Source organism: Celeribacter baekdonensis B30 (assembly GCF_000299875.1).
GTDB classification, from domain to species: Bacteria; Pseudomonadota; Alphaproteobacteria; order Rhodobacterales; family Rhodobacteraceae; genus Celeribacter; species Celeribacter baekdonensis_A.
The window spans coordinates 137,228-162,046 of record NZ_AMRK01000009.1; the positions used below are offsets into that span (position 1 = coordinate 137,228).

Sequence of the window (24,819 nt, forward strand, 5' to 3'; positions counted from 1 at the left end):
CAATGCCCGCTTCGGGCAGATGGGCATGCCCGCTCCGGGGCTGTTGTTAGCAGACCCTGTTGAAAAAGTTTACATAAATTTCGCAAACTCCTATATAAAAGTGGTTTGCAAAGTTTTGATTTGGGGCACCGTATTGCAAACAAAAACCGCCCCGAACGTGTCGGAGCGGTTTGCAAAAGTAACCGCGGATGTCAAAGCTGTCGCCTGCGGCAGCTTACCCGTAATGCGCCACCGGCGTACCCGCCATGGCGGACATGTTCAAAAGCCCGCGCGGGGTGATCGAGGGGGTCACGATATGGGCGCGGTTGGCCATGCCCATCAAGATCGGACCCACTTCCAGCCCGCCGCCCTTGGTTTTCAAAATGTTGCGCACGCCAGAGGCCGCATCGGCAATCGCAAAGATCAGCGCGTTGGCCGGACCCTCAAGGCGCGAATGCGGGAAGTTGCGGGCGCGCAAATCCGGGGTCAGAGCGCTGTCGATGTGCATTTCGCCTTCGTAAATAAAGTCGCGCGGTTCGCTGTCGAGGATCTCAAGCGCCTCGCGCATGTGCCGCCCGGTCGTGCATTGCAGGTTGCCGAATTCCGAATGCGAACACAGCGCAATGTTGGGTTCAATGCCAAAGCGGCGGACGTGACGCGCGGTGGCGATGACCGTTTTGGCGATCTGTTCCGGCGTCGGCTCCGTGTGGACATGGGTATCAGCGATGAACAGCGGCCCGTCTTCGAGGATCATCAGAGAAAGCGCCCCCACAGGTTGATGTTCCTTGGTGCCGAGAATCTGTGTCACGTAGTTCAGGTGCCACAGGTATTGTCCAAAGGTGCCGCAAATCATGCTGTCTGCGTGGTCCTGATGCACCATGATCGCACCAATCGCGGTGGTGTTGGTGCGCATGATCGCCTTGGCCAGATCTGGAGTCACACCCTTGCGCTCCATCAGTTTGTGATAGGCCTGCCAATATTGTTTGTAGCGGCTGTCGTTTTCCGGGTTCACGATCTCGAAATCCACGCCGGGGCGGATTTTCAGACCGGCCCGTTCGGCGCGCACCGCGATCACTTCGGGACGGCCGATCAGGATCGGTTTGTCAGTGGTTTCCTCGATCATCGCTTGGGCGGCGCGCAGCACGCGGTCGTCTTCGCCCTCGGCAAAGGCGATGCGGCGTTCGGCCTGCGAGGCGGCGGCAAAAACCGGGCGCATGATCAGCGCCGATTTGAACACCGAATGATCCAACGCGTCCTTGTAGGCCTTCATGTCCGGCACGGGTTTGGTTGCCACGCCGCTTTCCATCGCGGCCTTGGCCACGGCGGAGGCGACAACGCCCATCAGGCGCGGGTCAAACGGTTTTGGGATCAGATATTCCGGGCCAAATTCCATCCGCTCGTCTTGATAGGCAGCGGCAGCTTCGGCGCTGGTTGTGGCGCGGGCGAGGGCGGCGATGCCTTCGATGCAAGCAATTTGCATCGCGTCGTTGATCTCAGTTGCCGCCACATCAAGCGCACCGCGAAAGATGAACGGGAAACACAGCACGTTGTTGACTTGGTTGGGATAATCCGAACGTCCGGTGGCGATGATCGCGTCGGGCGCAACCTTTTTGACCTCGTCGGGGTGGATTTCCGGGGTCGGGTTGGCCAGCGCAAACACAATCGGCTGGCGCGCCATTTTGGCGACCATTTCGGGCTTCAAAACACCGGGGCCGGAGAGGCCAAGAAACAGGTCCGCGCCCTCGATCACATCATCCAGCGTGCGCAGGTCGGTCTTTTGCGCGAAGGCGGCCTTTTGCGGTGTCATCTCTTCGGTGCGGCCCTCATAAACAAGACCCGCAATGTCGCACAGCCAAACGTTTTCTCGCTTAAGACCCAGTTTTAAAAGCATATTCAGACAAGCAATCCCGGCCGCACCGCCGCCGGTTGAGACCACTTTGATGTCTTCGAATTTTTTGTTGGTGACCCGCAACGCATTGGTCGCGGCGGCGCCGACGACGATGGCCGTGCCATGTTGGTCGTCGTGAAACACCGGGATGTTCATCTTCTCGCGACACAATTGTTCAACGATAAAGCAATCCGGCGCTTTGATGTCTTCAAGGTTGATCGCGCCAAAGGTCGGCTCCAGTGCGCAGACGATTTCGGCCAGTTTTACCGGGTCAGATTCATCCAGCTCAATGTCGAAACAGTCGATGTTGGCGAATTTTTTGAACAGGACCGCCTTGCCTTCCATCACCGGCTTTGCAGCGGCGGGGCCGATGTTGCCGAGGCCCAGAACGGCAGTGCCATTGGTGACCACGGCCACAAGATTGCCGCGCGAGGTGTAGCGCGAGGAGGTGGAGGGATCGGCCTTGATTTCCAAGCAGGCTTCGGCCACGCCGGGGCTATAGGCACGCGCCAGATCGCGGCCATTGGCCATTGGTTTGGTCGCTCGGATTTCCAATTTCCCCGGCTTTGGGAACTCGTGATAGTCCAAAGCCGCCTGTCTCAGGCTGTTGTTGCGGCTATCCGTGCGGGTGTCCGAGGTCATTGGCATTTCCCTTCCTGCGTCTTGATCGTCTGGTTCGGCGTCTTGGGTTTTGATGTAGTTTAATGTTAAACTAAATACTGTGACCCAACGTCACATCATGCTGTTCTCTGCGTCTACGCCCGGCACAGGGTTTCACGCAAGAGGTGTTTGACCGCCGTAGTGCAAAGATTGGTGACGTTAGCGCAAACATTACACCTCTTTGCGGCGCTTTTCCGCAGATCGGGGGCAAATTGCACGATGCGCACCCGCCGCAGGCGCATCCCACTTGCATCTTGTGGTACAGGCGCGCAATCTTGACCAAGCTTTAAAAAATGTCACCATATATCGCCAAAATAAGGTCCCGTTTTGCAATGACCCTGCTCGAAGATGCCGCCAAAATCCGCGAAATGGCCTATGCGCCCTATTCAAACTTCAAAGTTGGTGCGGCGATCCGTACGCCTTCGGGCGCGGTGTTCACCGGCGTGAACGTCGAAAACGCCGCCTACCCGGAGGGCACCTGTGCCGAAGCCGGAGCCATTGCTGCGATGATCGCGGGGGGCGAAACGGTGATCACAGAGGTCGCCGTGATCGGATCAAGCCAAGAGCCCACGCCGCCCTGCGGTGGCTGCCGCCAAAAGCTGCGCGAGTTTGCCGATCCGTCGGTGACGGTTACCATGGGGTCCATGTCCGGCAAAGTGTTGACCATGACCGTCGAGCAGCTTTTGCCCGGTGCCTTCACCCCCGATTATATGGAATGAAACTGATGGACGCGCGCCAAGTGATCGAAAAGCTGCGGGACAAACGGGTCCTGACCCAAGAGGAGCTGGCTTGGTTTGCCCAAGGCTTGGCCTCTGGCGCAGTCACCGATGCCCAGGCTGGGGCCTTCGCCATGGCCGCATTGTTGAACGGCATGTCCGATCCCGAACGGGTGGCTTTGACACTTGCGATGCGTGACAGTGGTGCGGTGATGAAATGGGATTTGCCGGCACCTGCGATCGACAAACATTCGACTGGCGGCGTTGGCGATTGCGTTTCCTTATTGCTCGCCCCCGCCTTGGCCGCTTTGGGGGCCTATGTGCCGATGGTGTCGGGCCGGGGCCTTGGCCACACCGGCGGCACATTGGACAAACTTGAAGCCATTCCGGGCCTCAAGACCGAGGTCTCCGACGCGCGGTTTCATCAGATCGTCGAACGGGTTGGCTGTGCCGTGGTCTCCGCCACCGGGTCGATCGCCCCCGCTGACAAACGGCTTTACGCCATTCGCGATGTCACCGGCACGGTCGAAAGTATCGACCTGATCACCGCCTCGATCCTTTCGAAAAAACTCGCTGCCGGGTTGGATGCCTTGGTGTTGGACGTCAAATGTGGTTCCGGCGCATTTATGAAAACGCCAGAGGACGCGCGGGCCTTGGCGCAAAGCCTTGTCAATACGGCCAATGGGGCAGGGTGCAGAACCTCCGCCCTGATCACCGACATGAACCAACCGCTTTGCCCGGAGATGGGCAATGCTTTGGAACTTATGGCGGTGATGGAGGCCATGACCTCGGGCGAGGTGGACAATATCCTATGTGATGTCACCTGCGCGTTGGGCGGGGAATTGTTGGTGTTGGCGGGGTTGGCGGACGATGTTGATCAAGCCACTTGGGCGGTGCGCGATACGTTGACCGATGGCTCCGCCGCCGAAAGGTTTGGCCGCATGATTGCTGAACTGGGCGGGCCGTCCGATTTCGTAGATCATTGGCGCGACCGCCTGCCGTCGGCACCGATTGTGCGTGATGTTGCGGCTCTGAAACCCGGTTTTGTTGGCACGATGGATGGTTATGCGTTGGGCATGGCTGTGGTGCATTTGGGCGGAGGGCGTCTTCAGGGCGGCGAAAAAATAGACCCGGCTGTGGGCATTTCAAATTGCTGTTTGATCGGCGATGAGATGGTCAAAGATGCGTTGATCGCAACGATTCACGCACGCACGCCTGAGGAAGCCGACCGGGCCGAAGCCGCGATCCGCGCCGCGATCCCGATCGTGGACGAGGCGCCCGATGAGCCGCCATTGGTATATGAAAAGGTAACAGCATGACGCGTGCATTTTTGATTGTGATGGATTCCGTCGGCCTTGGCGGCGCGCCGGATGCAGGTGCGTTTTTCAACGGCGATTTGCCCGATGAGGGCGCCAATACAATCGCCCATATTGCGACCGCCTGCGCCGCGGGCCGCGCCGAAGAGGGGCGCTCAGGCCCGCTTCATATCCCGCATCTCGATGCGCTTGGGCTTGGGGCCGCAATGGGTCACGCCACCTCTGATCCGGCTCCCGGTCTGACCGCCATGCCGGAGGGGCTTTACGGCGTTGCCGCAGAGGTCTCGCCGGGCAAAGACACCCCCTCGGGCCATTGGGAATTGGCCGGGGTTCCGGTGCCGTGGGACTGGCATTATTTCCCGCCGACCCTGCCATCTTTTCCACAGGATCTGATGGATCAGGTGGCCGAGCTTTGCGGCGCGGGCGGTACATTGGCCAATTGTCATGCCTCGGGCACCGAGGTGATCAAAGAATGGGGCGCACAGCACATCGAGACCGGATGGCCGATTTGCTACACCTCCGCCGATAGCGTATTTCAAATTGCCGCCCACGAAGCGCATTTTGGCCTCGATCGACTTTTGAAACTGTGCCAGGACATCGCTCCGGTCCTGCATAAAATGAAGGTGGGCCGGGTCATCGCCCGTCCCTTTGTCGGCACAGTCAAAGACGGGTTTTCACGCACCGGAAACCGTCATGATTACGCGATAGCTCCGCCCGCCCCGACGATTTGCGATTGGGCGAAAGCGGCGGGTCGGTCCGTTTATGCGATTGGAAAGATTGGAGACATTTTCTCTATGCAGGGCATTGATGAGGTTCGCAAAGGCACGGATGCGGTGCTGTTTGATCATCTGTGCGATGTGATGGAGGAGGCCCCCGACGGGTCGTTTACCTTTGCCAATTTCGTCGAATTCGACAGTCTTTATGGTCATCGTCGCGATGTCTCCGGCTATGCCCGCCATCTTGAATGGTTCGACGCCCAAATGGCGCGGCTCTATGAGCGCGCGCGTCCGGGAGATCTTTTGATTTTTACCGCCGATCACGGCAATGACCCGACCTGGCCCGGCACAGATCACACCCGTGAACAGGTGCCGGTATTGGGCTATGGTTTGGGGGTGAAACCTATTGGCCCTGTGGCATTTACCGATGTGGCGGCCTCTCTTGCCGAGCATCTGGGCATCGCCGCCCAAGGCCCCGGAAGGAGTTTTCTATGAGCGTCTCTGATCTGCCTAAAATTGAGCTGCATATGCATCTCGAAGGCGCTGCCCCACCCGCGTTCATTCGCGGCTTGGCGGCGGAGAAAAAGACCGATCTTTCGGGGATTTTTGATGAAAAAGGGGCCTATAAATACAAAGACTTTTGGGATTTTCTCAAAGTCTATGAAGCGGCGACGTCGGTGTTAAAGACGCCGCAGGATTACTACCGCCTGACCCGCGCTGTGCTTGAGGAAAGCGCGGCCTCCAATGTGATCTACACCGAGAGCTTTCTGGCTCCGGATTTTTGCGGTGGTGGCGATGTGGGCGCGTGGCGGGATTATGTTGCGGCGATCGGGCAGGCCGCCGATGAAATGGAGCGAGAGGCGGGGATCGTGATGCGCGCAATTCCGACCTGTGTGCGCCATTTCGGCCCGGATCAAGCCAAGAAAACTGCACTCTGTGCGGCGGAAACCGTTGGCGGATTTGTCACCGGCTTTGGCATGGGGGGCGACGAGGCGATGGGTACACAGGGTGATTTTACCTATGCCTTTGACATGGCGCGCGAGGCGGGGCTGCGGCTCACATCCCATGCCGGCGAGTGGGGCGGGCCGGACAGCGTCCGCGACGCCATTCGTGATCTCAAAGTCGAACGTATCGGCCACGGTGTGCGTGCCATCGAAGATTTGGCGCTCGTCGATGAGATTGCCGAAGCGGGCATTGTTTTGGAGGTCTGTCCGGGGTCCAATGTGGTGCTTGGCGTCTATCCGGCATGGTCGGATCATCCCATATCCGAGCTGCGCAAGCGCGGCGTGAAAGTCACCATTTCCACCGATGACCCGCCGTTTTTCCACACCACGATGCGGCGTGAATTTGACCGTTTGTCTGAGACCTTTGGTTGGGAGGCCGAGGATTTCATGGAGTTGAATAAGGTTGCGCTTGCGGCGGCCTTTTGTGATGACGCGACCCGAGAGGTCGTTGCTAAAAAACTGGAGCAAACCAATGCTTGATCATCTGACCGTTGTGACCCATCCGCTTGTTCAGCACAAACTCACCATCATGCGCGATAAGGACACGTCGACGGCGGGATTTCGGCAGTTGTTGCGCGAGATTTCCTTGCTTTTGGCCTATGAGGTCACGCGCGAATTGGAGATGACAACCAAGACGATCCAGACCCCGGTGATGGAGATGGACGCGCCAACGCTGGATGGTAAAAAGCTGGCGCTGATTTCGATCCTGCGGGCTGGCAACGGGTTGATGGATGGTATTCTCGAACTCATTCCTTCGGCGCGCGTGGGCTTTGTGGGGCTCTATCGTGATGAGAAGACGCTTCAGCCGGTCGAATATTATTTCAAAGTGCCCGAAGATTTGGGCGATCGTTTGGTGATTGCAGTCGATCCGATGTTGGCGACGGGCAATTCTTCTGTGGCTGCGATTGACAAATTGAAAGCGGCCGGGGCGACGAATATCCGGTTTCTGTGCCTTTTGGCAGCGCCTGAGGGCATCAAGCGCATGAAAGAGGCGCATCCAGACGTGCCGATCGTGACAGCGGCTGTAGATGAATGCCTCAATGACCATGGATATATTGTTCCTGGGCTAGGGGATGCGGGCGATCGCATGTTTGGCACAAAATAAGCGATTTCCCCCCTTAACAGCGAATCACTTCTAGGGTAGGCTGTACACAATATCTTGTGTGGGGCCAGATAATGCAGGCTTTGAGAACGATTTCCGGCGCGGCGCTGATCGCGATGTTGGGCGGGGCGAGCCTTGGCGTTTGGGGTGCCGAGGCAAAGGCGCTCTATACTGCGGATGAGCCTGCGGAGTTTCCACCGACCTCCTTTAAGGGTACGCAGTATGTCGACAGTCGCGGCTGTGTCTATGTGCGCGCCGGATATGGTGATGGGGTGCAATGGGTGCCCCGCGTCAGCCGGGATCGTCGCGTGCTTTGCGGGTTCAAGCCGACATTTGAGTCAGTCACGAACAAGCTGCCGGTGATCCCTGATCCGGTTGAGGCACCGGCACAGACCCAAGTTGCCGCAGCGACCCCTATAAAACCTGCCGCGCCCAAGACACTGGTGAAACCCACGACGCCTGTGGCCATGGCGACGACCGCAGTCCCGCCCAAAGCGACCCCGCCCAAAACGGTCCCGAACGCGGCTGTCCCTGCGCCCTTATCCGTGGCGCAAACCGTACAAGCACCATCTTTGCCGTCGCTGGATCGGTTGATTGGCAAAGCTGTTGGGGATCGCGGCTGCGTGGCGACCATGTCCGGCGGCGAGTTGCGCTGTGACACGGGCGGAGTCGAATATATCCTCAAACGTCTGCCTGCGGGCGTGACGGTGCGGACCGCAGATGGCAGTCGCAGGACCCTGACCGAGCCGACATTGGTGCGCATCCCGGTGAAGAAAGCCCCGGTCATGGTGGCCCCGACACCGACCTATGTAGCTGCGGTGCAAGCGCCGATGATGATGGCTAGTGCAGCACCCGATATGATGGCTACGCAATGTGCGGGCCTGAGCGGCAATGCGGCGCAATATATGAATACGGGCGGGCGTTATGCCGTGCGTTGCGGTCCGCAAGCTCAGCATCCGTCAGCCTATATTCAGAACCGGACTGCAACCCGCCTGTCGACCCAAAATTCCAATACGGTGCAAGTGGCGCGCGCGGCGGGGATTGACCCCTATGCTTTGCCGCAGCCCGTGCCAATGACATTGCCCGCCGGGTATACGCAAGCATGGAGTGACGGGCGTTTAAATCCTTATCGCGGGCCGATCACCGCGCGCGGCGATCTTCAGATGGCGCAAATCTGGACCCAAACCACTCCAGCTTATGATCTTTATGCGCCGCGCAAAAAGACATTCTGGGAATGGCTGTTCGGATCGCCATTCAAATCCAAAACCACGGCACAAGTGGCGCGCGCTCCAGCGGCGCCAGTCTATGAGGCTCCGGCCCGTGTGTCGACCAAATCCGAGGTGCCAACCCGGACACCGGCGGCACAAGCGCCGGGGCAAGCTGTTCAGCCCGGTTTGCGTTACGTTCAAGTTGGTACATTTGGTGTGCCTGAAAACGCCAAACGCTCAATCGCGCGTTTGTCGTCCATGGGTTTCCCCGTTTCGTCGCAAGTCTTAACGCGCAACGGCAAGCCCCTTAAGATTGTTTTGGCCGGTCCATTTGCCCGGCCTGAACAAACCATGTCCGCTTTAGCGTCGGTCCGCGGGGCTGGCTATGGGGACGCATTCGCACGCAAATAGCGTTGAGTTAACGAGGCAGAACAATAATAAAAATAAAAGAATCCCCCGCATTTGGCGGGGGTTTTCTTTTGTGACGGGCTGTTAACGGGTTATGCGACAGGGAATTAACCCCATGTGACACTGCGTTAACCGCCACAAACCCCTTGCAGTGCAACCCAGTCGCCATCGGACAAGACGGGGCGGGTCTCGGTGATCTGAACGCCGTCCGCTTCGATCAGCGGCAGCACGGTTTCTCCCGTGATGTCGAGCGCATAGGCGTAGGGCGCACTATGGACCTGGGTGCGGGCGAATTGCGCGATGAGCCGGTCCATGTCAGGGTCCGCCGACGGCGCGGTCAACAGGCTTTCGGCATGAGCGTCAAGCACTTCTTCCGACAGATGTCCGGTGGTCAAAAGCCGGATCGAGGCCATCAAGCCCGCCTCATGCAACAGCCGATCCAGCGGATCGTGTTCGGCGGCGCGTTCCAATTCCGCAAGCACATAGCCGGCCACAACATCCGGGTCTTCGTGATCCTCGACCAAGGCGCGGTTCAAAAGCAGGATGCCGCCGGGCAGATGTTGAGACGCGGCCACACCGCTGGTCACCACCACGATTTGCCCGCCCCCCTTGGGAAACAGCCGGGTTTTCAGGCGTTCGAGTGCGCGCGCGCCATGGGCGGTGTCGCAGGGTGCGCCGGAGAGACGTTGGATGCGGTCCAAAAGTCCGGCGCCAATTTCGGCCCGAGTCACAGTTGGCACGATGGACACGGTTTGTCGAATGAGCGCGCCGGGTAACCAAAACAGTGCCAGTCCGAGGGCGGCCAGAGCAACGCCGACATAGATCGCGCCGCGCAGCCGACCGGGATGCGGGCGGGCGCGATCAATGGCGCGGTGGATGCGTCCGATGGCCTCAATCATCAGCTCATCGTCGATCTCGACCTGTTCATCTGTGTCAGGGGCCGGGGCAAAGGTGACAGGGCGTTCGCCGGGAGGCGAGACCCGGATGACCGCAGGCAAAGACCAATGGGTCAACGCACGGCCCGTGATGTCAGACAGGGTCAGCGTCGCTTCGCCGACGGACACAATCACCTCGACCCGCTGGCTGTCTCCCTCGGGTCGCCACAGGGCGCTGGCTTCGAGCCGGTCGAATTCGGTGAGCGCGATCATGCGCGAGCTGCTCTTTCATTATATCTATTGCCGCCAATCTATCGTGGATTGTCAGGGGCGACAATCACTGCGACTCAAGTGGGATGTAAAACCACCATAGCTTTGTCAGGGATTGAGGGGTGTTTTCGCATTTCGGGATTCAGATACTGAAAAAACCGTATAAAGTGGTGCCATGATTATCTCATCCGGCCGCTCCTATATCTTTGTTCATATTCCCAAAACCGGGGGGACGGCGCTGTCGCTGGCGTTGGAGGCGCGTGCCATGGCCGATGACATTCTGATCGGGGACACGCCGAAGGCGGTCAAGCGGCGACCGCGGGTCAAATCGCTGTCGGCTCAGGGTCGGTTGTGGAAACATTCCCGGCTTGCGGATATTGAGGGTGTCGTGGCGCGTGAGGCGTTTGACGACTATTTCATCTTCACCCTCGTGCGCAATCCCTGGGACCGGATCGTGTCCTATTACCATTGGTTACAGGTGCAACAGTGGGATCACCCGGCGGTGCGCCTGGCAAAGGCATCCGACTTCACGACGTTTCTGAATGCGCCAGAAACGCTTGCGTCCCTCTCGATGCCGTATCGCGGCTATATGACCGACGGGGCCGGGCGCGAGCGCGCCACGCTCTATGTGCGACTGGAGGCTCTCGACGCCGATCTTGCACCGTTCTGGGCGCACGTCGGTTTCGATCTCTCCCCAATCGCCCGCGTCAACGCATCGCTACGAGCGCGGGCCTATCAGAGCTACTATTCGGACGCAGACGCGGAGACCGTCTCGCGGCGCGCGCGCGAGGATATTGAACGCTTCGGCTATCGGTTTGATGCCGTCTTGCCGGGGGCATGATCACGTCACGCGAAACGCTTTTCGTACAGCTCCGTCGGACGTTTCGTAAATTCGAAACCCCATGGCCGCGGAATAGGCAAGACCGTGGTGGTTCTGCGCGCCGATTGTCGCGTCAATCTTCGGCAGGCCAGCCTCTTTTGCCGCAGGGCGTGTTGCATCGAAGAGCGCGCCTCCAATGCCCTGACGGGCCGCATCGGTCGGTTTCGTGCGTTCCCCCGCCGCGACGAGTGCCGACAGACATCACTCATTGCCGAAGTGTCTGAGGAATGTGTTTGTCTGATCTGTATTTAAAGGGCTCCAAATGAAAACCGCGCGCCTTGGGGCGCGCGGTTGAAAGATTGGGCGAGATCAACGGGTGATCACGCGGCCTTGCTGTCTACGCCCGCACCCAAACGGCCATAGAATGACTGACCTGTATCGGCCATCTCACGCAACAGAGCCGGGGTTTCAAAGCGCGGGCCGTGGGTGGCTGTGAGGTTGTCACAGATTTCAACGGCCTTTGCCGCCCCGATGATGTCGAGCCAGGCAAACGGACCACCCGACCACGGCGCAAAGCCCCAGCCCAGGATCGCACCCACATCGCCTTCGCGAATGTCGGTCAACACGCCGTCCTCAAGCGCGCGCACCGCTTCCAACACCTGTGCCATCAACAACCGGTGTTGCACTTCGTCAAGCTCGGGTTGGACGTCCGCTGTCGGGTACTCGGCGGTGAACCCGTCCCAAAGCATCCCGCGTTTGCCTTTGTCGTCGTAGTCATAAAAGCCCGCGTTGGCTTTTTTGCCCAAACGGCCCTGATCGAACATCCAAAACACCACCTCGTCCACCGCCTCGTCCGGGTAATCGTCACCCATGGCGGCTTTGGTCGCTTTGGCGATTTTCACGCCGAGGTCGATGGAGGTTTCGTCAATCAACTGAAGCGGCCCAAGCGGGAAGCCCAGAAGTTTTGCGGCATTCTCGATCAGCGGCAATTCAACGCCCTCGGCGGCCATCCGCACCCCTTCGTTGATGTAGGGGATGATGCAACGGTTGGCGTAGAAAAAGCGCGCGTCATTGACGACGATCGGGGTTTTGCGGATCTGGCGGACGAAATCGAGCGCCTTGGCCACGGCCACATCGCCGGTCTCTTTGCCTTTGATGATCTCGACCAAAAGCATCTTGTCGACCGGGCTAAAGAAATGGATGCCGATGAACTGATCCGGGCGCACGGAGGCCTTGGCCAGTTCAGTAATTGGCAGGGTCGAGGTGTTGGAGGCGAAAACACAGTCCGGGCCAACGATGGCTTCGACCTTTTTGGTCATTTCCGCCTTGACGCCGATGTCCTCAAACACCGCTTCGACGATCAAATCACAGCCCTTGAGCGCGTCCAGATCAGTGGTGGCGGTGATGTTGGCGAGCACGGATTCTTTCTTTTCCGCAGTCACTTTTTTACGGGAGATGCCTTTATCGAGGATGCTTTCCGACAGCGCTTTGCCCTTGTCTGCGGCCTCCTGTTTTTGATCGATCAACACGACCTCAATGCCCGCATTGGCGGAGACATAGGCAATGCCCGCGCCCATCATACCCGCGCCCAAAACGCCGAGTTTCCTGACCTTTTGATCGGCCACATCCGGGCGGTTCGCGCCTTTTTCAAGTGCCTCTTTGTTGATGAACAGCGAGCGGATCATGTTGGAGGACGACGGGTTCAACAACACATTGGTGAACCAACGCGCCTCGATTTTGATCGCGGTGTCAAAGGGCACCATGGCGCCTTCATAGACCGCCGAGAGCAACGCCTTGGCCGCCGGATAAACGCCCATCGTGTTGCCATTGACCATGGCAGATGCGCCAACAAAGGTCATGAAACCCGCCGGGTGATAGGGCGCGCCGCCGGGCATTTTCCACCCCTTCGCGTCCCATGGTTTCAGGATGTCCGCGTCTGTTGCGTTCAAAACCCACTCTTTGGCTTTGGCCAGCAGTTCGGCAGGTTCAACCACCTCATGCACAAGGCCCAAAGATTTGGCTTTGATCGGGTCCAACATCCGACCTTCCAACAGGATCGGAGCCGCCGCCATCGCCCCCAAGAGGCGCGATACACGCGTGGTGCCGCCCATGCCGGGGAAGATGCCGACCTTGATTTCCGGCAGGCCGATTTTGGCCTTAGGGTTGTTGGCCACAAAGATGCGGTGCGTCGCCAAAGGCAATTCCAAGCCAATGCCAAGCGCCGTGCCGGGCAGGGCGGAGGCAATCGGTTTGCCGCCTTTGTTGGTTTTCGGGTCCATGCCCGCGCGTTCGATTTTGCGCAGGATGGCGTGCATCGACATGATGCCCTCAAACAGGCCCTTCGCGGGCTCGGCCCCTGCGTCATCGCGCATTTTGGCGATGATGTTCAAATCCATGCCGCCGGCAAAATCCACCTTGCCGGAGGTGATCACGATGCCTTTGACGGCTTCGTCCGCCAGCGCCTGATCGACACAGTCGTTCAATTCGCTGATGCCCGCGATGGACAGCACATTCATGCTTTTGTTGGCGATGTCCCAAGTGATGACGGCCACGCCGTCGCTGTCTACGCTATAGTGAAAATCAGTCATTCTCTTCCCTCTCATGCGGGGCTGGTTCCGGTCCAGGCTTGGTGTCCAAGCGCGTTGAGGATCGACGACATTTTGTAGCCGTCCTCTGTGGCATGGATCAGTGCGGAGGCGGTATAAGGTGCCGTCGCACGCTGGCCGTGGCTCAACAGTTGTGTCTCATAGGTTGCGATAAAAGTCCCGTCGTGACAGTCCTCAAGCGAGATCGGGCGGCGGTAGATTTCGTCCAGCTTCATGATTTCACAAGCCTGAAGGTAAAGGTCGAAATCCGCTTTCAACTCGTGGCGGGTCTGAAACATCACGGGGCCTCGTTTTTGCACCATGGAAAAAGGCAGGAGGATACGGTTGGCCCAAGTGTCGAAATCACCCGTGGTAAAACAGGTTGAAATGTCGTCAAGGAACGCCCGGAACTCCGCCTCATTCACATTTAGATCCTTTCGATAATCGTCGCCGCCCCCATGCCCGAGGCGATACACAGCGTGGCAAGGCCTGTGCCTTTGCCAGTGCGTTCCAATTCATCAAGAAGTGTACCAATGATGATCGCGCCTGTCGCGCCCAACGGGTGGCCCATGGCGATGGAGCCGCCGTTGACGTTGACTTTGCTGTCATCGACATCAAATGCCTGCATAAAGCGCATCACCACGGCGGCGAAGGCCTCGTTGACCTCAAACAGGTCGATGTCCGAAATCGACATGCCGCTGTCGCGCAGGATTTTTTCGGTCACGGGCACGGGGCCAGTCAACATGATCGTCGGGTCGGTGCCGATTTTTGCCGTCGCACGGATGCGCGCGCGGGGCTTGAGGCCCCATTTCTCACCAAACTCTTTGTTGCCGATCAAAACGGCGGCGGAGCCATCGACGATACCGGACGAGTTGCCCGCATGGTGGATGTGGTTGATCGCCTCAAGATGCGGGTATTTCATCATCGCGATCTTATCAAAGCCGGGCATCACTTCGCCCATGTCTTTGAACGAGGCTTTCAGATTGCCAAGCGCCTCGACCGTGGTGCCGGGGCGCATGTATTCGTCGTGATCAAGGATGGTCAGGCCATTGATGTCTTTGATCGGAACAATGGATTTGGCAAAGCGACTGTCTTTCCAAGCCGCCTCGGCGCGGTCTTGCGACAGCACGGCCAGAGTGTCGGCCTGTTCGCGGGTAAAGCCATATTCGGTGGCGATGATGTCCGCCGAAATACCTTGTGGCACGAAATAGGTTTTCATCGCCAAGGCCGGATCGACGGCGATTGCTGCACCATCCGAGCCCATCGCAACCCGGCCCATCATTTCGACACCACCGGCTATGTATCCCATGCCCGCGCCGCCTTTGATCTGGTTGGCGGCGATGTTCACTGCCTCCATGCCCGAAGCGCAAAAGCGGTTGATGGCGAGGCCCGGAATGGATTGATCCAGATCGGAGGCCAAAACGGCGGTCCGTGCCAAACAGCCGCCCTGTTCGCCAACCTGGGTCACGTTCCCCCAGATCACATCCTCGACGGCATGACCGTCCAAACCGTTGCGCTCTTTCACCGCGTTCAGGATTTGCGCGGACAGGCGCGCGGATGTCACCTCGTGTAGGGAACCGTCCTTGCGCCCCTTGCCGCGCGGGCTTCGCACGGCGTCATAAATATATGCGTCAGTCATTCAGATCCTCCAACTCGTCGTCACTGGGCCCGGTCCATGGGGGAGCCGGGCATCATATCATAAGGGTGTTTCCAGCCGGGCAGGGTTTCGATCCGCCCCAGCCAAGCGTCAATATTGGGCCAATCGGCCCGCACAAACCCAAAGGGTTCGGGGTAGAACAGGTAAGAACAACAGGAAAAATCCGCGATGGTCGGGCCTGTCGTACCCGCAACCCAATCGCGATCCGCCAAAGCGCTATTCAGGGTGGCATAGGCAGATTTCAACCGACCTTGCATAAAGGCGATGACCTCTTGTGGGCGTTTGTCCTCCGGTACAAAGTTCATCAAAAACCGGGTCATGCCGACCTGTGCGGACATTTTGTGGTTGTCCCAGAGCACCCAGCGCAACACTTCGCGTTGCTCGGCCTCAGTCGCGCCGCCAAATTTCCCGGTCCTTTTGACCAACTCAGTCAGGATCACGCCCGATTGCGTCAGGGTCAGATCCCCGTCGACATAGACCGGGCATTCGCCCATCGGATTGAGCGCGCGAAACGCATCGCTGCGCGATTCACCGTTGAAAAAATCGACATAGACCTGCTCCCACGGCAGCTCTGCCAAGGTCAGGGTCAAGGCCACTTTGTAGGAATGCCCGCTTTCACCAAAGCAATAGAGCTGTGCCGTCATCTGTCCGATCCTTGTGCTGCAACGTTGACCCAAACATGGGGGCAGAACAGGCGCATTGCAAAGGTTCGATGTGCCTCAGCTTCATCGTTGGAAAAATACTCACCGCGCAGCAGGGGCGTCAAAACGCAAGCTCTGACAAGGGGCGCGGTGTGGGTCATTTTTTCCTCTTCTCCAAATCTGCATTGAACAACCGCATCCGGTGTTCAAGGTTGTCTTCGTTTATGACGGAGGTGAAATTTTCGAACAGGAAAGACAAAGCCTCTCCCTCATCCAGTCCCGCCTCCCTTGCGAACCGTTTGAGACGACGATAGCCATCTTCGGTCATAGAAACAGGAAAACGCCGCGTCATTCTAAAGCGCTTGGGCATGGTTACGCTCCGTCATTTGGCCCATTTGGGCCGACACACAAAAAGACCCCCCGCCCGACATCCGGGCGAGGGGCCAAAAGATCAAGGTGACCCGAGTTTAGAACGCTTCGGCGGCCAGCGCCATCACCGGATCGGCACCAGATTCGATCCGTTTCAACAGCGTGCCGGTCATCGGCAGCGAACGGGCCATGTAATAGCGCGCGGTGATCAGTTTGTTTTTGTGGAACTCGGGATCGTCGGTGCCATTGGCCAGCGCAGTGAGCGAGGTTTTCGCCATCCGACCCCACATCAGACCAAGGCAGACATAGCCAAACAGATGCATGAAGTCATAGGAGCCAGACAGTGCCGCGTTCGGGTTTTTCATGCCGTTTTGCATGAAATACATGCCCGCGCCCTGAAGGTCTTTCGAGGCGGCTTTGAGCGGATCAACAAATTCCGCCATGTCGCCGTCGCCGTTCTCCTTGCAGAAGGTTTTGACCATGTCAAAGAAGGCCATGACGTGTTTGCCACCGTCCTGCGCCAATTTGCGACCCACGAGGTCCAGCGCCTGAACGCCGTTCGCGCCCTCATAGATCATCGCAATTCGGGCATCGCGGGTGAATTGGGACATGCCCCATTCTTCGATATAGCCATGGCCGCCATAGACCTGTTGCGCGTTCACGGTCGCCTCATAGCCTTTGTCGGTGAGGAACCCTTTGAGCACCGGCGTCATCAAGGACACGAGGCCCTCTGCGGCGGTGTCGCCGCCTTTGTGACCCGCATCAATCAGTTGCGCGCCCCAAAGCATAAAGGCCCGCGCGCCCTCGATAAAACTCTTTTGATCCATCAGGTTGCGGCGGATGTCCGGGTGCACGATCAGCGGATCGGCCGGGCCTTCGGGGTTTTCGGCACCGGTGACAGCGCGGCCCTGAAGCCGGTCTTTGGCGTAAATCACGGCGTTTTGGTAGGCGGCTTCGGCTTGGGCGAGGCCCTGCATGCCGACGCCCAAACGCGCCTCGTTCATCATGGTGAACATCGCGCGCATGCCTTTATGCATATCGCCCAAAAGATACCCCGTCGCTTCGTCATAGTTCATCACGCAGGTCGAGTTGCCGTGGATGCCCATTTTCTCTTCGATGGAGCCAACGGACACGCCATTGCGCGCGCCTAGGGAGCCATCTTCGTTGACCAAAAACTTCGGCACGATGAACAGCGACACGCCCTTGATCCCCTCAGGCCCGCCAACGATCTTGCCCAGCACAAGGTGGATGACGTTCTCGGACATGTCGTGATCGCCCGCCGAGATGAAAATCTTTTGGCCGCTGATCTTGTAGGAGCCGTCGTCCTGCGGCTCGGCCTTGGTGCGCATCAGGCCCAGATCGGTGCCGCAATGCGGCTCCGTCAGGTTCATCGTCCCGGTCCAGTCGCAGGAGGTCATTTTCGGCAGGTAGGTGGCTTTTTGATCTTCGGTGCCATGCACCAAAATCGCCGACGCCGCGCCATGGGTCAGGCCCTGATACATGGTGAAGGCTTGGTTCGCGCCGGAAAACAATTCGCCCACGGCGGTGCTGATCAGATAGGGCAGACCTTGGCCGCCGTATTCTTCTGGCAGATCGAGCCCCGGCCAGCCGCCTTCCTTGACTTGTTCAAAGGCCGCTTTGAACCCGGTCGGCGTGGTGATCACCCCGTTCTCAAACGTACAGCCTTCTGTGTCGCCCACCGTGTTCAACGGCGCAATCACTTCGGAGGCCAATTGGCCCGCAGCGTCCAAAATGGCTTCGGTAAATTCGCGATCGAGGTCGGCGTAGCCCGGCACCTCGGAGTTCGAAATGTTCAACACATCGTGCAGAACATATTGAATGTCTTTTGTTGGCGCCGTGTAGCTCGGCATGGCTGATCTCCCTTTGCGTGTCTCGCGAGGTCAGCTTTTTGTGCCCTCGCGTGTCTGTTTCTCAAGTTCGGTTTCGGCGAACTCAATCTCATGCTCCAAATCGGCCATGACACTGAGGAGCAGTTGTTTTTGCTCCTCCATCCCCGCAAGCTTAACGCGATACGCCTTTAACGTCTCGCGTAGCTGCACCACCCCTCCGTCGTTCTCTGAGAACAGATCAAGCAATTGCCGGATCTCTTCCAAAGAAAAGCCAAATTTTTTGCCCCGCATGATCAGTTTCAAACGAGCCCGATCGCGTTTGGTGAACAGGCGTTTCTGTCCCTCGCGGATCGGAAAGATCAGTTCTTTGGCCTCATAGAAGCGCAAGGTGCGCGGCGTTACGTCGAACGCCTCACACATTTCGCGGATGGTCATTACCTCTTTCGTCATCGGGCGGTTTACTCCGTTTCCCGTCAGCGGTGGATATGGTCCACATACCGACTGTGGGGCGCGCGAAGTTCTGCCTTCGCCCCATCCTATTCGCTTCTTGCCCATCTCTTTAATCGAAACGTGGCGTCACTTCCGATCAGGCAAGTTTTGCGCGTCGGATCGTCTCAGTCAAAAAGATATTCATTCGACAGATTGATTGCAAACGGTTTGGGGAATTGTTCAAAAGTAAAGAAAATATCAGCTAAAATTGATATTAAAGCGCTTTGGGTTTTGGTCCAATTCTGGGGTGTTAGGCATTGCGGCTGAGTGCCGTCAAAATGCAATCTCTGGGCTTTTCCCGCCAAAGACGTTGCGTCGTAAGGGCGCGCATTTGCCCGCAAGGCGCATGAGTATCGTCATAGGCATTCATCACAATGCATGGAAGGTCACAAGACTGGAAGGCCACACCACGGCGGCGGCGTAACATTTGCAGCGCCTTAGGGTCATTTTGGGTATGAGGGTGCGGCGGCCCTCAGGCGGGTTTGCCACCCGCCAGAGTGTCTGCGCGCAGTTTCTTGAGCTCATCAATCGCCTTGTCGAGGTCCTGACGTTGTTCTGTCAGCGCTTGAAGTTGACGATCTGCCAAGTCGATAAAGGCCGCCGATTGCGCATCGGTGCCTTCTTCTTCGTAGATCGACAGCCATTGGCGAATCTCTTCGAGTGAAAACCCATAGCGACGGCCCCGAAGAATCAGTTTCATCCGCGCCAGTTCGCGCGGGGTGTAAAACCGTGACCGGCCTTCCTTTTCGGGGGCCAGCAATTCGATATACTCGTAATATCGCAGGGTGCGCGGCGTCACATCGAACTGCGCGCACATTTCCTTAAACGTGAGACGTTGGTCAGACATGGCTTCACTCTCCTCACGTCGCATCTAAACTGATGGGTTTAGTTTCGCAACTTAATTCAGAACGTTTGGGAAACCATAGTAAACGACATAGCTGAGGATCAAGGCCGGGATTGCAGTATAAGCGGTGGCCAGCACGGCCGCACGCGGTTCCAACGCGATGGCGGGGAACAAAGCGTCGCCATCGTTGGAAATCGCATTGCCCAAAAGCGCTGCAAAGGGGATCAGCCCGTTGATATAGAGTGTTGTGACCAAAACCTGCGGGCCGCAACCGGGGATGAATCCGATCAGAATGGCGATCAGGGGCAACAGTGGCGCGATCGAGGAAAACAACGCAGCAAGGTCCAGACCCAAAAACTGCGCCGCATATTCATAGGTCAGATAGGCCCCGATCACCCAGACCGAGATAAATGAGGTTTCCTCAGCCATACGCGTCACCGGTGCATCGTCCGGGTGAGTCATTGCCTGAACTGGCGAGAGGACCCAAATCACCAGACCCATGCCCGTGCCGATCAGCGCGAAGACGGTGATCGGGATGCCGAACAGGGTGGTAAGTTCGATCTGTGCCAATTGTGCGACACCAACGGCAAGTGCGGGGAAGAGCGGGACGAGATAGGCGATGTCGCGCGGACGGATGCGGCCAATCCGAGGTGCCAACTCACAGGCGGAGCCTGCGCTGCGCGTCACGCCGTTGGGATGAAGCACATCCACCAACCAGCCAAACAGAATGCCCGTGGCGAAAGACAATGGCAGGACCACAAGCGCCGCATCGGGTCGGGTGGCGATCAACAAAAACGCCGCGTCGCCCATGGTCGCCGTGAGTGTCGCCACCACTGCACCAAAGCCGACATTGCCGCTGGAATAGGCTGCGATCACAATCACCGCGCCGCCACATCCGGGGGTCGCGCCCAGCAGGGAGGCGAGTGGCACCTGCATCCATCTCGCCCCTTTGAGCGCTTCGCCCATACTAAACCGAAACACACGCTCCGCGCCGTAAAACAACAACAATGTGGCGGCGACAAAAGCGGAGACCTGGGTGAAGGCGTCGGTCATTTGTGCTCGGGTAAGCGCGCCAAGCGGGGCTGGGGCCAATGCCAGCGCGACAAAAGCGAGGGCGATGATGATACGTTTGAAACGCAGTGGCCGCTGGATCGCCAGTTTTGCCAGTGGCACTGTATTGGGCACCGCGACGCGGGCTTCGACGCGGGCTTCATTGGGGCGGGCAATGTTGGTCATGCGGGAAACTTCCGTGGGGTTAGTTGCAAGTCATTCTTAATTGCAGAAGATAAACCTTGCAGCCCGTGTTGCAAGCCACATTATGCAAACCCATGCCCAAAGGGTCGAGTTTTGCCCGCCGCCGCCCAAAAGCACCGCTGTGCACAGTCAATCAGCCGTCTCCAATGAGCCTTTTATGACCGAAGAACGTACAAAAATTGCCCGCCAATTCATCGAAGCCTTGCCGCACTGCCGGGCGCTTGGCATGAAACTTGATTCGATCGGTCAGGGGGAGGCAGAGATTTTTATGCCCTACTCCGAAGCGCTGATCGGCGACCCGGACACGGGCGTGATCCATGGTGGCGCGGTGTCGGCCTTGATGGACACATGCGCCGGGGCCTCCGTTATGAGCCATCCGAAATCAGGGCCGGCGACCGCTACGATTGATCTGAGAATAGATTACATGCGCGCCGCCAAACCCGGCGCGACCATCACCGCCCATGCGATTTGTTACCACATGACCCGCTCCGTCGCTTTCGTGCGGGTGTCGGCCAATGATGGAACCTCCGATGTCCCCGTTGCCGCCGCCACAGGGGCCTTTACCGTGGAGCGTACGTGATGATGCGAGCCAAACCCGAACCCGTCCAGGTCGTCAAAGAACGGCGCGATGCGGCGCTTGCCGCCTTGGTGGCGCGGGTGCCCTATATCACCTTTATGGGTTTTGAATTTGAACGGCGCGGCGATGAATTGACCGCGATCATGCCATATCGTCCTGATTTGATTGGGAATCCCACCCTGCCTGCGCTGCATGGCGGGGCTTTGGCGGCGTTTTTGGAGGTCACGGCGATCATTTCGCTGGGCTGGTCTTTGATTTGGCCACGGATGGAGGCGGGGGAGGGCGTGGAGGTGATGCCCGCCTTGCCAAAAACCATCGATATAACTGTGGATTATCTGCGCTCCGGCCTGCCGCGCGATGCCTATGCTCGCGCCGAGATCACCCGCGCGGGGCGGCGCTATGCCTCTGTTCGGGTGGAGGCGTGGCAGGACAACCGGGCCCGACCGACCGTACAAGCCATGGGGCATTTCTTGATGCCCGAGCTTGAGGTGCAGCCCTGAAATGACTGACGCATCGGTGGCACTGACCCACAAACGGGTCCTTACAATCGCCATTCCCATCGTTTTGTCCAACGCCACCGTGCCGATCCTTGGCGCGGTGGATACGGGCGTGGTGGGACAAATGGGACTGGCCGCACCGATTGGGGCCGTGGGGGTTGGCGCGATTATTCTGGCGTCAATTTACTGGCTCTTCGGTTTTTTGCGCATGGGCACCACCGGGTTGGTGTCACAGGCGCGCGGGGCCGCGGATACGGGCGAAGTGGCCGCCCTTTTGACCCGCGCGTTGATGATCGGTGTGGTCGGCGGTGTCGCGTTGATCGCGCTTCAGGTGCCGATTCTTTGGGCCGCCTTTCGCCTGTCTCCGGCCTCGCCCGAGGTCGAAAGGCTTGCCCGCAGTTATATTTCCATCCGCATTTGGTCCGCGCCTTTTGCCATCGCGCTATACGGTATCACCGGCTGGTTGATCGCCCAGGAGCGTACCCGTGGCGTCTTGGTGCTGCAATTGTGGATGAACGGGCTCAACATCGGTTTGGACCTCTGGTTCGTGCTGGGGCTGGGCTGGGGGGTTCAGGGCGTGGCGACGGCGACGGTTTTGGCCGAGGTCAGCGGTGCGATGATGGGGCTTTGGCTCTGTCGCGATGCGTTCAACGTGCCAAGTTGGCGCGACTGGGCGCGGGTGTTTGACCGGGCGCGGCTGATCTATATGGCCAAGGTCAATACCGATATTTTGATCCGCTCCGTGCTGCTGCTGGCCATCATGGTCAGCTTTACCTTTCTCGGTGCCGGGTTTGGCGACCGCACTTTGGCGGCCAACCAAATCCTGATGCAGTTTATCGAGATCACCGCTTATGCCCTCGATGGCTTTGCCTTTTCTGCCGAGGCCATTGTCGGTCATGCACTTGGCGCACGTTCGCGCGCGGCGTTGCGGCGCGGCGCTTTGCTGGCCTCGTTTTGGGGGCTGATTGCCTCTGGGCTTTTGGCGCTGGGTTTTGCCGTCTTTGGCGGTGCGATCATCGACACCATGACCACCGCGCCCGAAGTGCGCATTGCGGCGCGGGCGTTTTTACCATGGATGGTTTTGGCCCCGCTTTTGGGCTTGGCGGCCTGGATGTTGGACGGGATTTTCATCGGCGCAACCCGCACCCGCGATATGCGCAACATGATGATTCTGTCGCTTTTGGCTTATGTCATTGCCGTGGTCCTGATGATCCCGTTGTTCGGCAATCACGGTCTTTGGGCCGCGCTGATGGTCAGCTATATCGCGCGGGGTGCGACGCTTTTGTGGAAATATCCGGGGCTTGAGGCACAGGCCACGCGCGTGGGTTAAAGATGGGTTAAAGCCAATCGCTGCGCTTGGTGCCGACCGCTTCCGCGACCGTGTCAAACCCGTCTTGTTTGAGCAGATCGTCCAAACCACGCGCGATGCGCGGTGCCAGTGAAAGGCCCTGATAGACCATCGCTGAGTAAAGTTGAACCACCGAGGCCCCGGCGCGGATTTTGGTATAGGCGTCGAGAGCGGAGGCGATGCCACCGACCCCGATCAGTGGCATGTCATCGCCCAAATCACGGGACAATTGCGCCAGAACCCGCGTGGACTTTTCGAACAATGGACGACCGGACAGACCGCCCATCTCGTCTTTATGTGCAGATTTCAAACCTTCACGCGATAAAGTGGTGTTGGTGGCGATCACTGCGTCAATGCCGGATTTGCGCGCCACCTCGGCCAGTTCGGCCAGTTCGGAGGCCTCCAAATCCGGGGCGATTTTCAAGAACACCGGCACTTTATGATCCAAATCTGTGCGCGCCTCCAACACGCCGCGCAACAGAGCCTCAAGCGCCTCAGGCCCCTGCAAATCGCGCAGGCGTTCGGTGTTGGGCGAGGAGACATTGACCGTGGCGAAATCAATCGCATTGCCGCAATGGGTCAGCACTTTGGCGAAATCACCGGCGCGATCTTCGCTGTCTTTGTTGGCACCAAGGTTCAGACCAACGGGGATTTTGGCCCGGTGGGTCGACTGGCGGCAGCGCGCCAAGCGATTGCCGATCACCTCCATCCCGTCATTGTTAAAGCCAAAACGGTTGATCACCGCATGATCTTCGCTCAGGCGAAACAGGCGTGGTTTTGGATTGCCCGGCTGGGGGCGCGGGGTTACGGCACCCAGTTCAATAAAGCCAAAGCCCGCGCGCGCCAGTTGCGGGATGGCTTCGGCGTTTTTGTCAAACCCGGCGGCCAGACCCACGGGATTGGGCATCTCAAGGCCTGCGATTTTGGTTTTCAACCGTGCCGATGTGATCGGACCGGGCAGGGGGGCTAAGCCCGCGCGCAGGGCAGACAGGGCGAAGTGATGGGATTTCTCCGGGTCGAGGCTGCGCAAAAGCGCCATGCCGACCTGTTCAAAGAGAGTCATTCATTGATCCTCTGGGATAGATCTTCTGGAAAGAGATGCCCATCGGGGCCAAGCGGCAGGGTTTTGACCCAAAGGATGTCATCCATCCGCAGGGCACGATAGAGATGTGGGAACAAGGCACCGCCACGCGACGGCTCCCATTTGATATGCGGGGCCATAGCGTCGCTGTCGCAGGCGAGAATATGCAGACCTTCCTCGCCCGCAAACCATTTGGTCACGGTCTCTTTGACCTGATCTTTAGTGGAGAAGTGGACATAGCCATCGGCCAGGTCAACAGGCGCACCAAGGGTCTCGCCGCCCGCCTGCATGGCCGCCCATTCGGAGGCCCGGAAGATTTTGTAAATATGCATGTCTCTCAGATGCCAGTGCTGCAGCACTTGGTCAATGGGGCTTTGTGTCCCAGCGGGCGCAGGGTCACAGCCAGCGACCGAAATGTCTGTGAATCCGTGGGATGATGAAAAACACCATGGACAGAACGATGATCGGCACCATGACGAGATTGCGTTGCCAGATCGACCAGTCGCTTGTGACAGGGGCGAGGGCATAGATCAGGGTGGTCACCAAGGGGTAGACGCCCAAAAAAACAAAGGCGCTGAACCGCAGGCGATTGGGTTTGCGTGGGGTGGCGGGGCTGGTGGTGACTGTGGGGCTGGTGACGACAGTGGGCATGTGATACTCCAAAC

General features: G+C 58.5%; 24 protein-coding genes. 10 read left to right on the forward strand and 14 right to left on the reverse strand.

Features of this window, described 5'->3' with window-relative positions; translation table 11 throughout:
* Window positions 1–214: 214 nt before the first annotated feature.
* Window positions 215–2,509, reverse strand: coding sequence for an NADP-dependent malic enzyme (locus tag B30_RS15505; protein WP_009573074.1), 2,295 nt, complete (start codon window positions 2,507–2,509; stop codon window positions 215–217).
* A 350-nt stretch (window positions 2,510–2,859) separates the two neighbouring features.
* On the opposite strand from B30_RS15505, the gene cdd reads away from it, so the two are divergent.
* From cdd to B30_RS15535, 6 genes are all read left to right on the forward strand, one after another.
* Window positions 2,860–3,246, forward strand: coding sequence for a cytidine deaminase (gene cdd / locus B30_RS15510; protein ID WP_009573075.1), 387 nt, complete (start codon window positions 2,860–2,862; stop codon window positions 3,244–3,246).
* 5 nt (window positions 3,247–3,251) lie between these two features.
* A complete protein-coding gene (locus B30_RS15515; RefSeq protein ID WP_009573076.1) occupies window positions 3,252–4,562 on the forward strand; it encodes a thymidine phosphorylase in 1,311 nt (436 codons plus the stop codon).
* Window positions 4,559–5,770 (forward strand): phosphopentomutase, encoded by a 1,212-nt coding sequence (locus B30_RS15520; RefSeq protein WP_009573077.1) that lies wholly within the window; start codon window positions 4,559–4,561, stop codon window positions 5,768–5,770. The genes B30_RS15515 and B30_RS15520 overlap by 4 nt, the downstream gene beginning before the upstream one ends.
* A complete protein-coding gene (locus B30_RS15525; protein WP_009573078.1) occupies window positions 5,767–6,759 on the forward strand; it encodes an adenosine deaminase in 993 nt (330 codons plus the stop codon). Before B30_RS15520 ends, B30_RS15525 begins: the two co-directional genes overlap by 4 nt.
* Window positions 6,752–7,384 carry a uracil phosphoribosyltransferase gene (upp, locus tag B30_RS15530; RefSeq protein ID WP_009573079.1) on the forward strand — a complete coding sequence of 211 codons (633 nt, stop codon included), beginning with the start codon at window positions 6,752–6,754 and terminating at the stop codon, window positions 7,382–7,384. Before B30_RS15525 ends, upp begins: the two co-directional genes overlap by 8 nt.
* Before the next feature lie 71 nt (window positions 7,385–7,455).
* The gene (locus B30_RS15535; protein WP_009573080.1) at window positions 7,456–9,000 is read left to right on the forward strand and encodes an SPOR domain-containing protein; all 1,545 of its coding nucleotides are present in this window, start codon (window positions 7,456–7,458) and stop codon (window positions 8,998–9,000) included.
* Window positions 9,001–9,125: 125 nt separating this feature from the next.
* On the opposite strand, the gene B30_RS15540 is transcribed toward B30_RS15535, so the two are convergent.
* Window positions 9,126–10,145: a hypothetical protein gene (locus B30_RS15540; protein ID WP_009573081.1), complete on the reverse strand. Its 1,020-nt coding sequence runs from the start codon at window positions 10,143–10,145 to the stop codon at window positions 9,126–9,128.
* Between the two features lie 172 nt (window positions 10,146–10,317).
* Here B30_RS15540 and B30_RS15545 point away from each other — a divergent pair, with 172 nt between their 5' ends.
* Window positions 10,318–10,983 carry a sulfotransferase family 2 domain-containing protein gene (locus tag B30_RS15545; RefSeq protein WP_009573082.1) on the forward strand — a complete coding sequence of 222 codons (666 nt, stop codon included), beginning with the start codon at window positions 10,318–10,320 and terminating at the stop codon, window positions 10,981–10,983.
* 359 nt (window positions 10,984–11,342) lie between these two features.
* Here the strand turns inward: B30_RS15545 and B30_RS15550 are convergent, their stop codons facing one another.
* The 9 genes from B30_RS15550 to B30_RS15590 all read right to left on the reverse strand — a co-directional run bounded on the left by B30_RS15550 (window position 11,343) and on the right by B30_RS15590 (window position 20,633).
* On the reverse strand, window positions 11,343–13,550 hold the full coding sequence (locus tag B30_RS15550) for a 3-hydroxyacyl-CoA dehydrogenase NAD-binding domain-containing protein (RefSeq protein ID WP_009573083.1): 2,208 nt from the start codon (window positions 13,548–13,550) through the stop codon (window positions 11,343–11,345).
* 11 nt (window positions 13,551–13,561) lie between these two features.
* On the reverse strand, window positions 13,562–13,972 hold the full coding sequence (locus B30_RS15555; protein ID WP_009573084.1) for a hypothetical protein: 411 nt from the start codon (window positions 13,970–13,972) through the stop codon (window positions 13,562–13,564).
* A gap of 2 nt (window positions 13,973–13,974) precedes the next feature.
* Window positions 13,975–15,186 (reverse strand): acetyl-CoA C-acetyltransferase, encoded by a 1,212-nt coding sequence (locus B30_RS15560; protein ID WP_009573085.1) that lies wholly within the window; start codon window positions 15,184–15,186, stop codon window positions 13,975–13,977.
* Window positions 15,187–15,206: 20 nt separating this feature from the next.
* Window positions 15,207–15,848: a glutathione S-transferase family protein gene (locus B30_RS15565; protein ID WP_009573086.1), complete on the reverse strand. Its 642-nt coding sequence runs from the start codon at window positions 15,846–15,848 to the stop codon at window positions 15,207–15,209.
* Between the two features lie 154 nt (window positions 15,849–16,002).
* Window positions 16,003–16,215, reverse strand: coding sequence for a hypothetical protein (locus B30_RS15570; protein WP_040402686.1), 213 nt, complete (start codon window positions 16,213–16,215; stop codon window positions 16,003–16,005).
* A 97-nt stretch (window positions 16,216–16,312) separates the two neighbouring features.
* Entirely contained in the window at window positions 16,313–18,085 is a 1,773-nt protein-coding gene (locus B30_RS15575; RefSeq protein ID WP_009573088.1) for an acyl-CoA dehydrogenase C-terminal domain-containing protein, read from the reverse strand.
* Window positions 18,086–18,115: 30 nt separating this feature from the next.
* On the reverse strand, window positions 18,116–18,514 hold the full coding sequence (locus B30_RS15580) for a MerR family transcriptional regulator (RefSeq protein WP_040402689.1): 399 nt from the start codon (window positions 18,512–18,514) through the stop codon (window positions 18,116–18,118).
* 511 nt (window positions 18,515–19,025) lie between these two features.
* Window positions 19,026–19,400, reverse strand: coding sequence for a MerR family transcriptional regulator (locus B30_RS15585; RefSeq protein ID WP_009573090.1), 375 nt, complete (start codon window positions 19,398–19,400; stop codon window positions 19,026–19,028).
* 51 nt (window positions 19,401–19,451) lie between these two features.
* On the reverse strand, window positions 19,452–20,633 hold the full coding sequence (locus tag B30_RS15590; RefSeq protein ID WP_009573091.1) for a putative manganese transporter: 1,182 nt from the start codon (window positions 20,631–20,633) through the stop codon (window positions 19,452–19,454).
* 175 nt (window positions 20,634–20,808) lie between these two features.
* On the opposite strand from B30_RS15590, the gene B30_RS15595 reads away from it, so the two are divergent.
* Genes B30_RS15595 through B30_RS15605 form a run of 3 tightly spaced genes read left to right on the forward strand, consistent with a single transcriptional unit; the run spans window position 20,809 to window position 23,055 of the window.
* On the forward strand, window positions 20,809–21,231 hold the full coding sequence (locus B30_RS15595; RefSeq protein ID WP_040402732.1) for a PaaI family thioesterase: 423 nt from the start codon (window positions 20,809–20,811) through the stop codon (window positions 21,229–21,231).
* Complete coding sequence (locus tag B30_RS15600; RefSeq protein ID WP_009573093.1) at window positions 21,231–21,728, forward strand: PaaI family thioesterase; 498 nt, start codon at window positions 21,231–21,233, stop codon at window positions 21,726–21,728. Before B30_RS15595 ends, B30_RS15600 begins: the two co-directional genes overlap by 1 nt.
* Window position 21,729: 1 nt before the next feature.
* A complete protein-coding gene (locus tag B30_RS15605) occupies window positions 21,730–23,055 on the forward strand; it encodes an MATE family efflux transporter (protein ID WP_009573094.1) in 1,326 nt (441 codons plus the stop codon).
* Between the two features lie 7 nt (window positions 23,056–23,062).
* Here B30_RS15605 and B30_RS15610 read toward each other — a convergent pair whose 3' ends face one another.
* The 3 genes from B30_RS15610 to B30_RS15620 form a co-directional block, all read right to left on the reverse strand.
* Entirely contained in the window at window positions 23,063–24,136 is a 1,074-nt protein-coding gene (locus B30_RS15610) for a quinone-dependent dihydroorotate dehydrogenase (RefSeq protein WP_009573095.1), read from the reverse strand.
* Window positions 24,133–24,486, reverse strand: coding sequence for a DUF952 domain-containing protein (locus B30_RS15615; RefSeq protein WP_009573096.1), 354 nt, complete (start codon window positions 24,484–24,486; stop codon window positions 24,133–24,135). The genes B30_RS15610 and B30_RS15615 overlap by 4 nt, the downstream gene beginning before the upstream one ends.
* Before the next feature lie 64 nt (window positions 24,487–24,550).
* The gene (locus B30_RS15620) at window positions 24,551–24,805 is read right to left on the reverse strand and encodes a hypothetical protein (RefSeq protein WP_009573097.1); all 255 of its coding nucleotides are present in this window, start codon (window positions 24,803–24,805) and stop codon (window positions 24,551–24,553) included.
* Window positions 24,806–24,819: the final 14 nt, after the last annotated feature.

Bases quoted from the DNA above. Each gene is read 5' to 3' on its own strand.
- cdd (WP_009573075.1), top strand. From the start codon at position 2,860: ATGACCCTGCTCGAAGATGCCGCCAAAATCCGCGAAATGGCCTATGCG.
- B30_RS15540 (WP_009573081.1), bottom strand. From the start codon at position 10,145: ATGATCGCGCTCACCGAATTCGACCGGCTCGAAGCCAGCGCCCTGTGG.
- B30_RS15590 (WP_009573091.1), bottom strand. From the start codon at position 20,633: ATGACCAACATTGCCCGCCCCAATGAAGCCCGCGTCGAAGCCCGCGTC.
- B30_RS15600 (WP_009573093.1), top strand. From the start codon at position 21,231: ATGATGCGAGCCAAACCCGAACCCGTCCAGGTCGTCAAAGAACGGCGC.
- B30_RS15535 (WP_009573080.1), top strand. From the start codon at position 7,456: ATGCAGGCTTTGAGAACGATTTCCGGCGCGGCGCTGATCGCGATGTTG.
- B30_RS15615 (WP_009573096.1), bottom strand. From the start codon at position 24,486: ATGCATATTTACAAAATCTTCCGGGCCTCCGAATGGGCGGCCATGCAG.
- B30_RS15515 (WP_009573076.1), top strand. From the start codon at position 3,252: ATGGACGCGCGCCAAGTGATCGAAAAGCTGCGGGACAAACGGGTCCTG.
- B30_RS15560 (WP_009573085.1), bottom strand. From the start codon at position 15,186: ATGACTGACGCATATATTTATGACGCCGTGCGAAGCCCGCGCGGCAAG.
- B30_RS15605 (WP_009573094.1), top strand. From the start codon at position 21,730: ATGACTGACGCATCGGTGGCACTGACCCACAAACGGGTCCTTACAATC.
- B30_RS15575 (WP_009573088.1), bottom strand. From the start codon at position 18,085: ATGCCGAGCTACACGGCGCCAACAAAAGACATTCAATATGTTCTGCAC.
- B30_RS15520 (WP_009573077.1), top strand. From the start codon at position 4,559: ATGACGCGTGCATTTTTGATTGTGATGGATTCCGTCGGCCTTGGCGGC.
- B30_RS15565 (WP_009573086.1), bottom strand. From the start codon at position 15,848: ATGACGGCACAGCTCTATTGCTTTGGTGAAAGCGGGCATTCCTACAAA.
- B30_RS15595 (WP_040402732.1), top strand. From the start codon at position 20,809: ATGACCGAAGAACGTACAAAAATTGCCCGCCAATTCATCGAAGCCTTG.
- upp (WP_009573079.1), top strand. From the start codon at position 6,752: ATGCTTGATCATCTGACCGTTGTGACCCATCCGCTTGTTCAGCACAAA.
- B30_RS15545 (WP_009573082.1), top strand. From the start codon at position 10,318: ATGATTATCTCATCCGGCCGCTCCTATATCTTTGTTCATATTCCCAAA.
- B30_RS15525 (WP_009573078.1), top strand. From the start codon at position 5,767: ATGAGCGTCTCTGATCTGCCTAAAATTGAGCTGCATATGCATCTCGAA.
- B30_RS15580 (WP_040402689.1), bottom strand. From the start codon at position 18,514: ATGACGAAAGAGGTAATGACCATCCGCGAAATGTGTGAGGCGTTCGAC.
- B30_RS15620 (WP_009573097.1), bottom strand. From the start codon at position 24,805: ATGCCCACTGTCGTCACCAGCCCCACAGTCACCACCAGCCCCGCCACC.
- B30_RS15550 (WP_009573083.1), bottom strand. From the start codon at position 13,550: ATGACTGATTTTCACTATAGCGTAGACAGCGACGGCGTGGCCGTCATC.
- B30_RS15505 (WP_009573074.1), bottom strand. From the start codon at position 2,509: ATGACCTCGGACACCCGCACGGATAGCCGCAACAACAGCCTGAGACAG.
- B30_RS15570 (WP_040402686.1), bottom strand. From the start codon at position 16,215: ATGCCCAAGCGCTTTAGAATGACGCGGCGTTTTCCTGTTTCTATGACC.
- B30_RS15585 (WP_009573090.1), bottom strand. From the start codon at position 19,400: ATGTCTGACCAACGTCTCACGTTTAAGGAAATGTGCGCGCAGTTCGAT.
- B30_RS15610 (WP_009573095.1), bottom strand. From the start codon at position 24,136: ATGACTCTCTTTGAACAGGTCGGCATGGCGCTTTTGCGCAGCCTCGAC.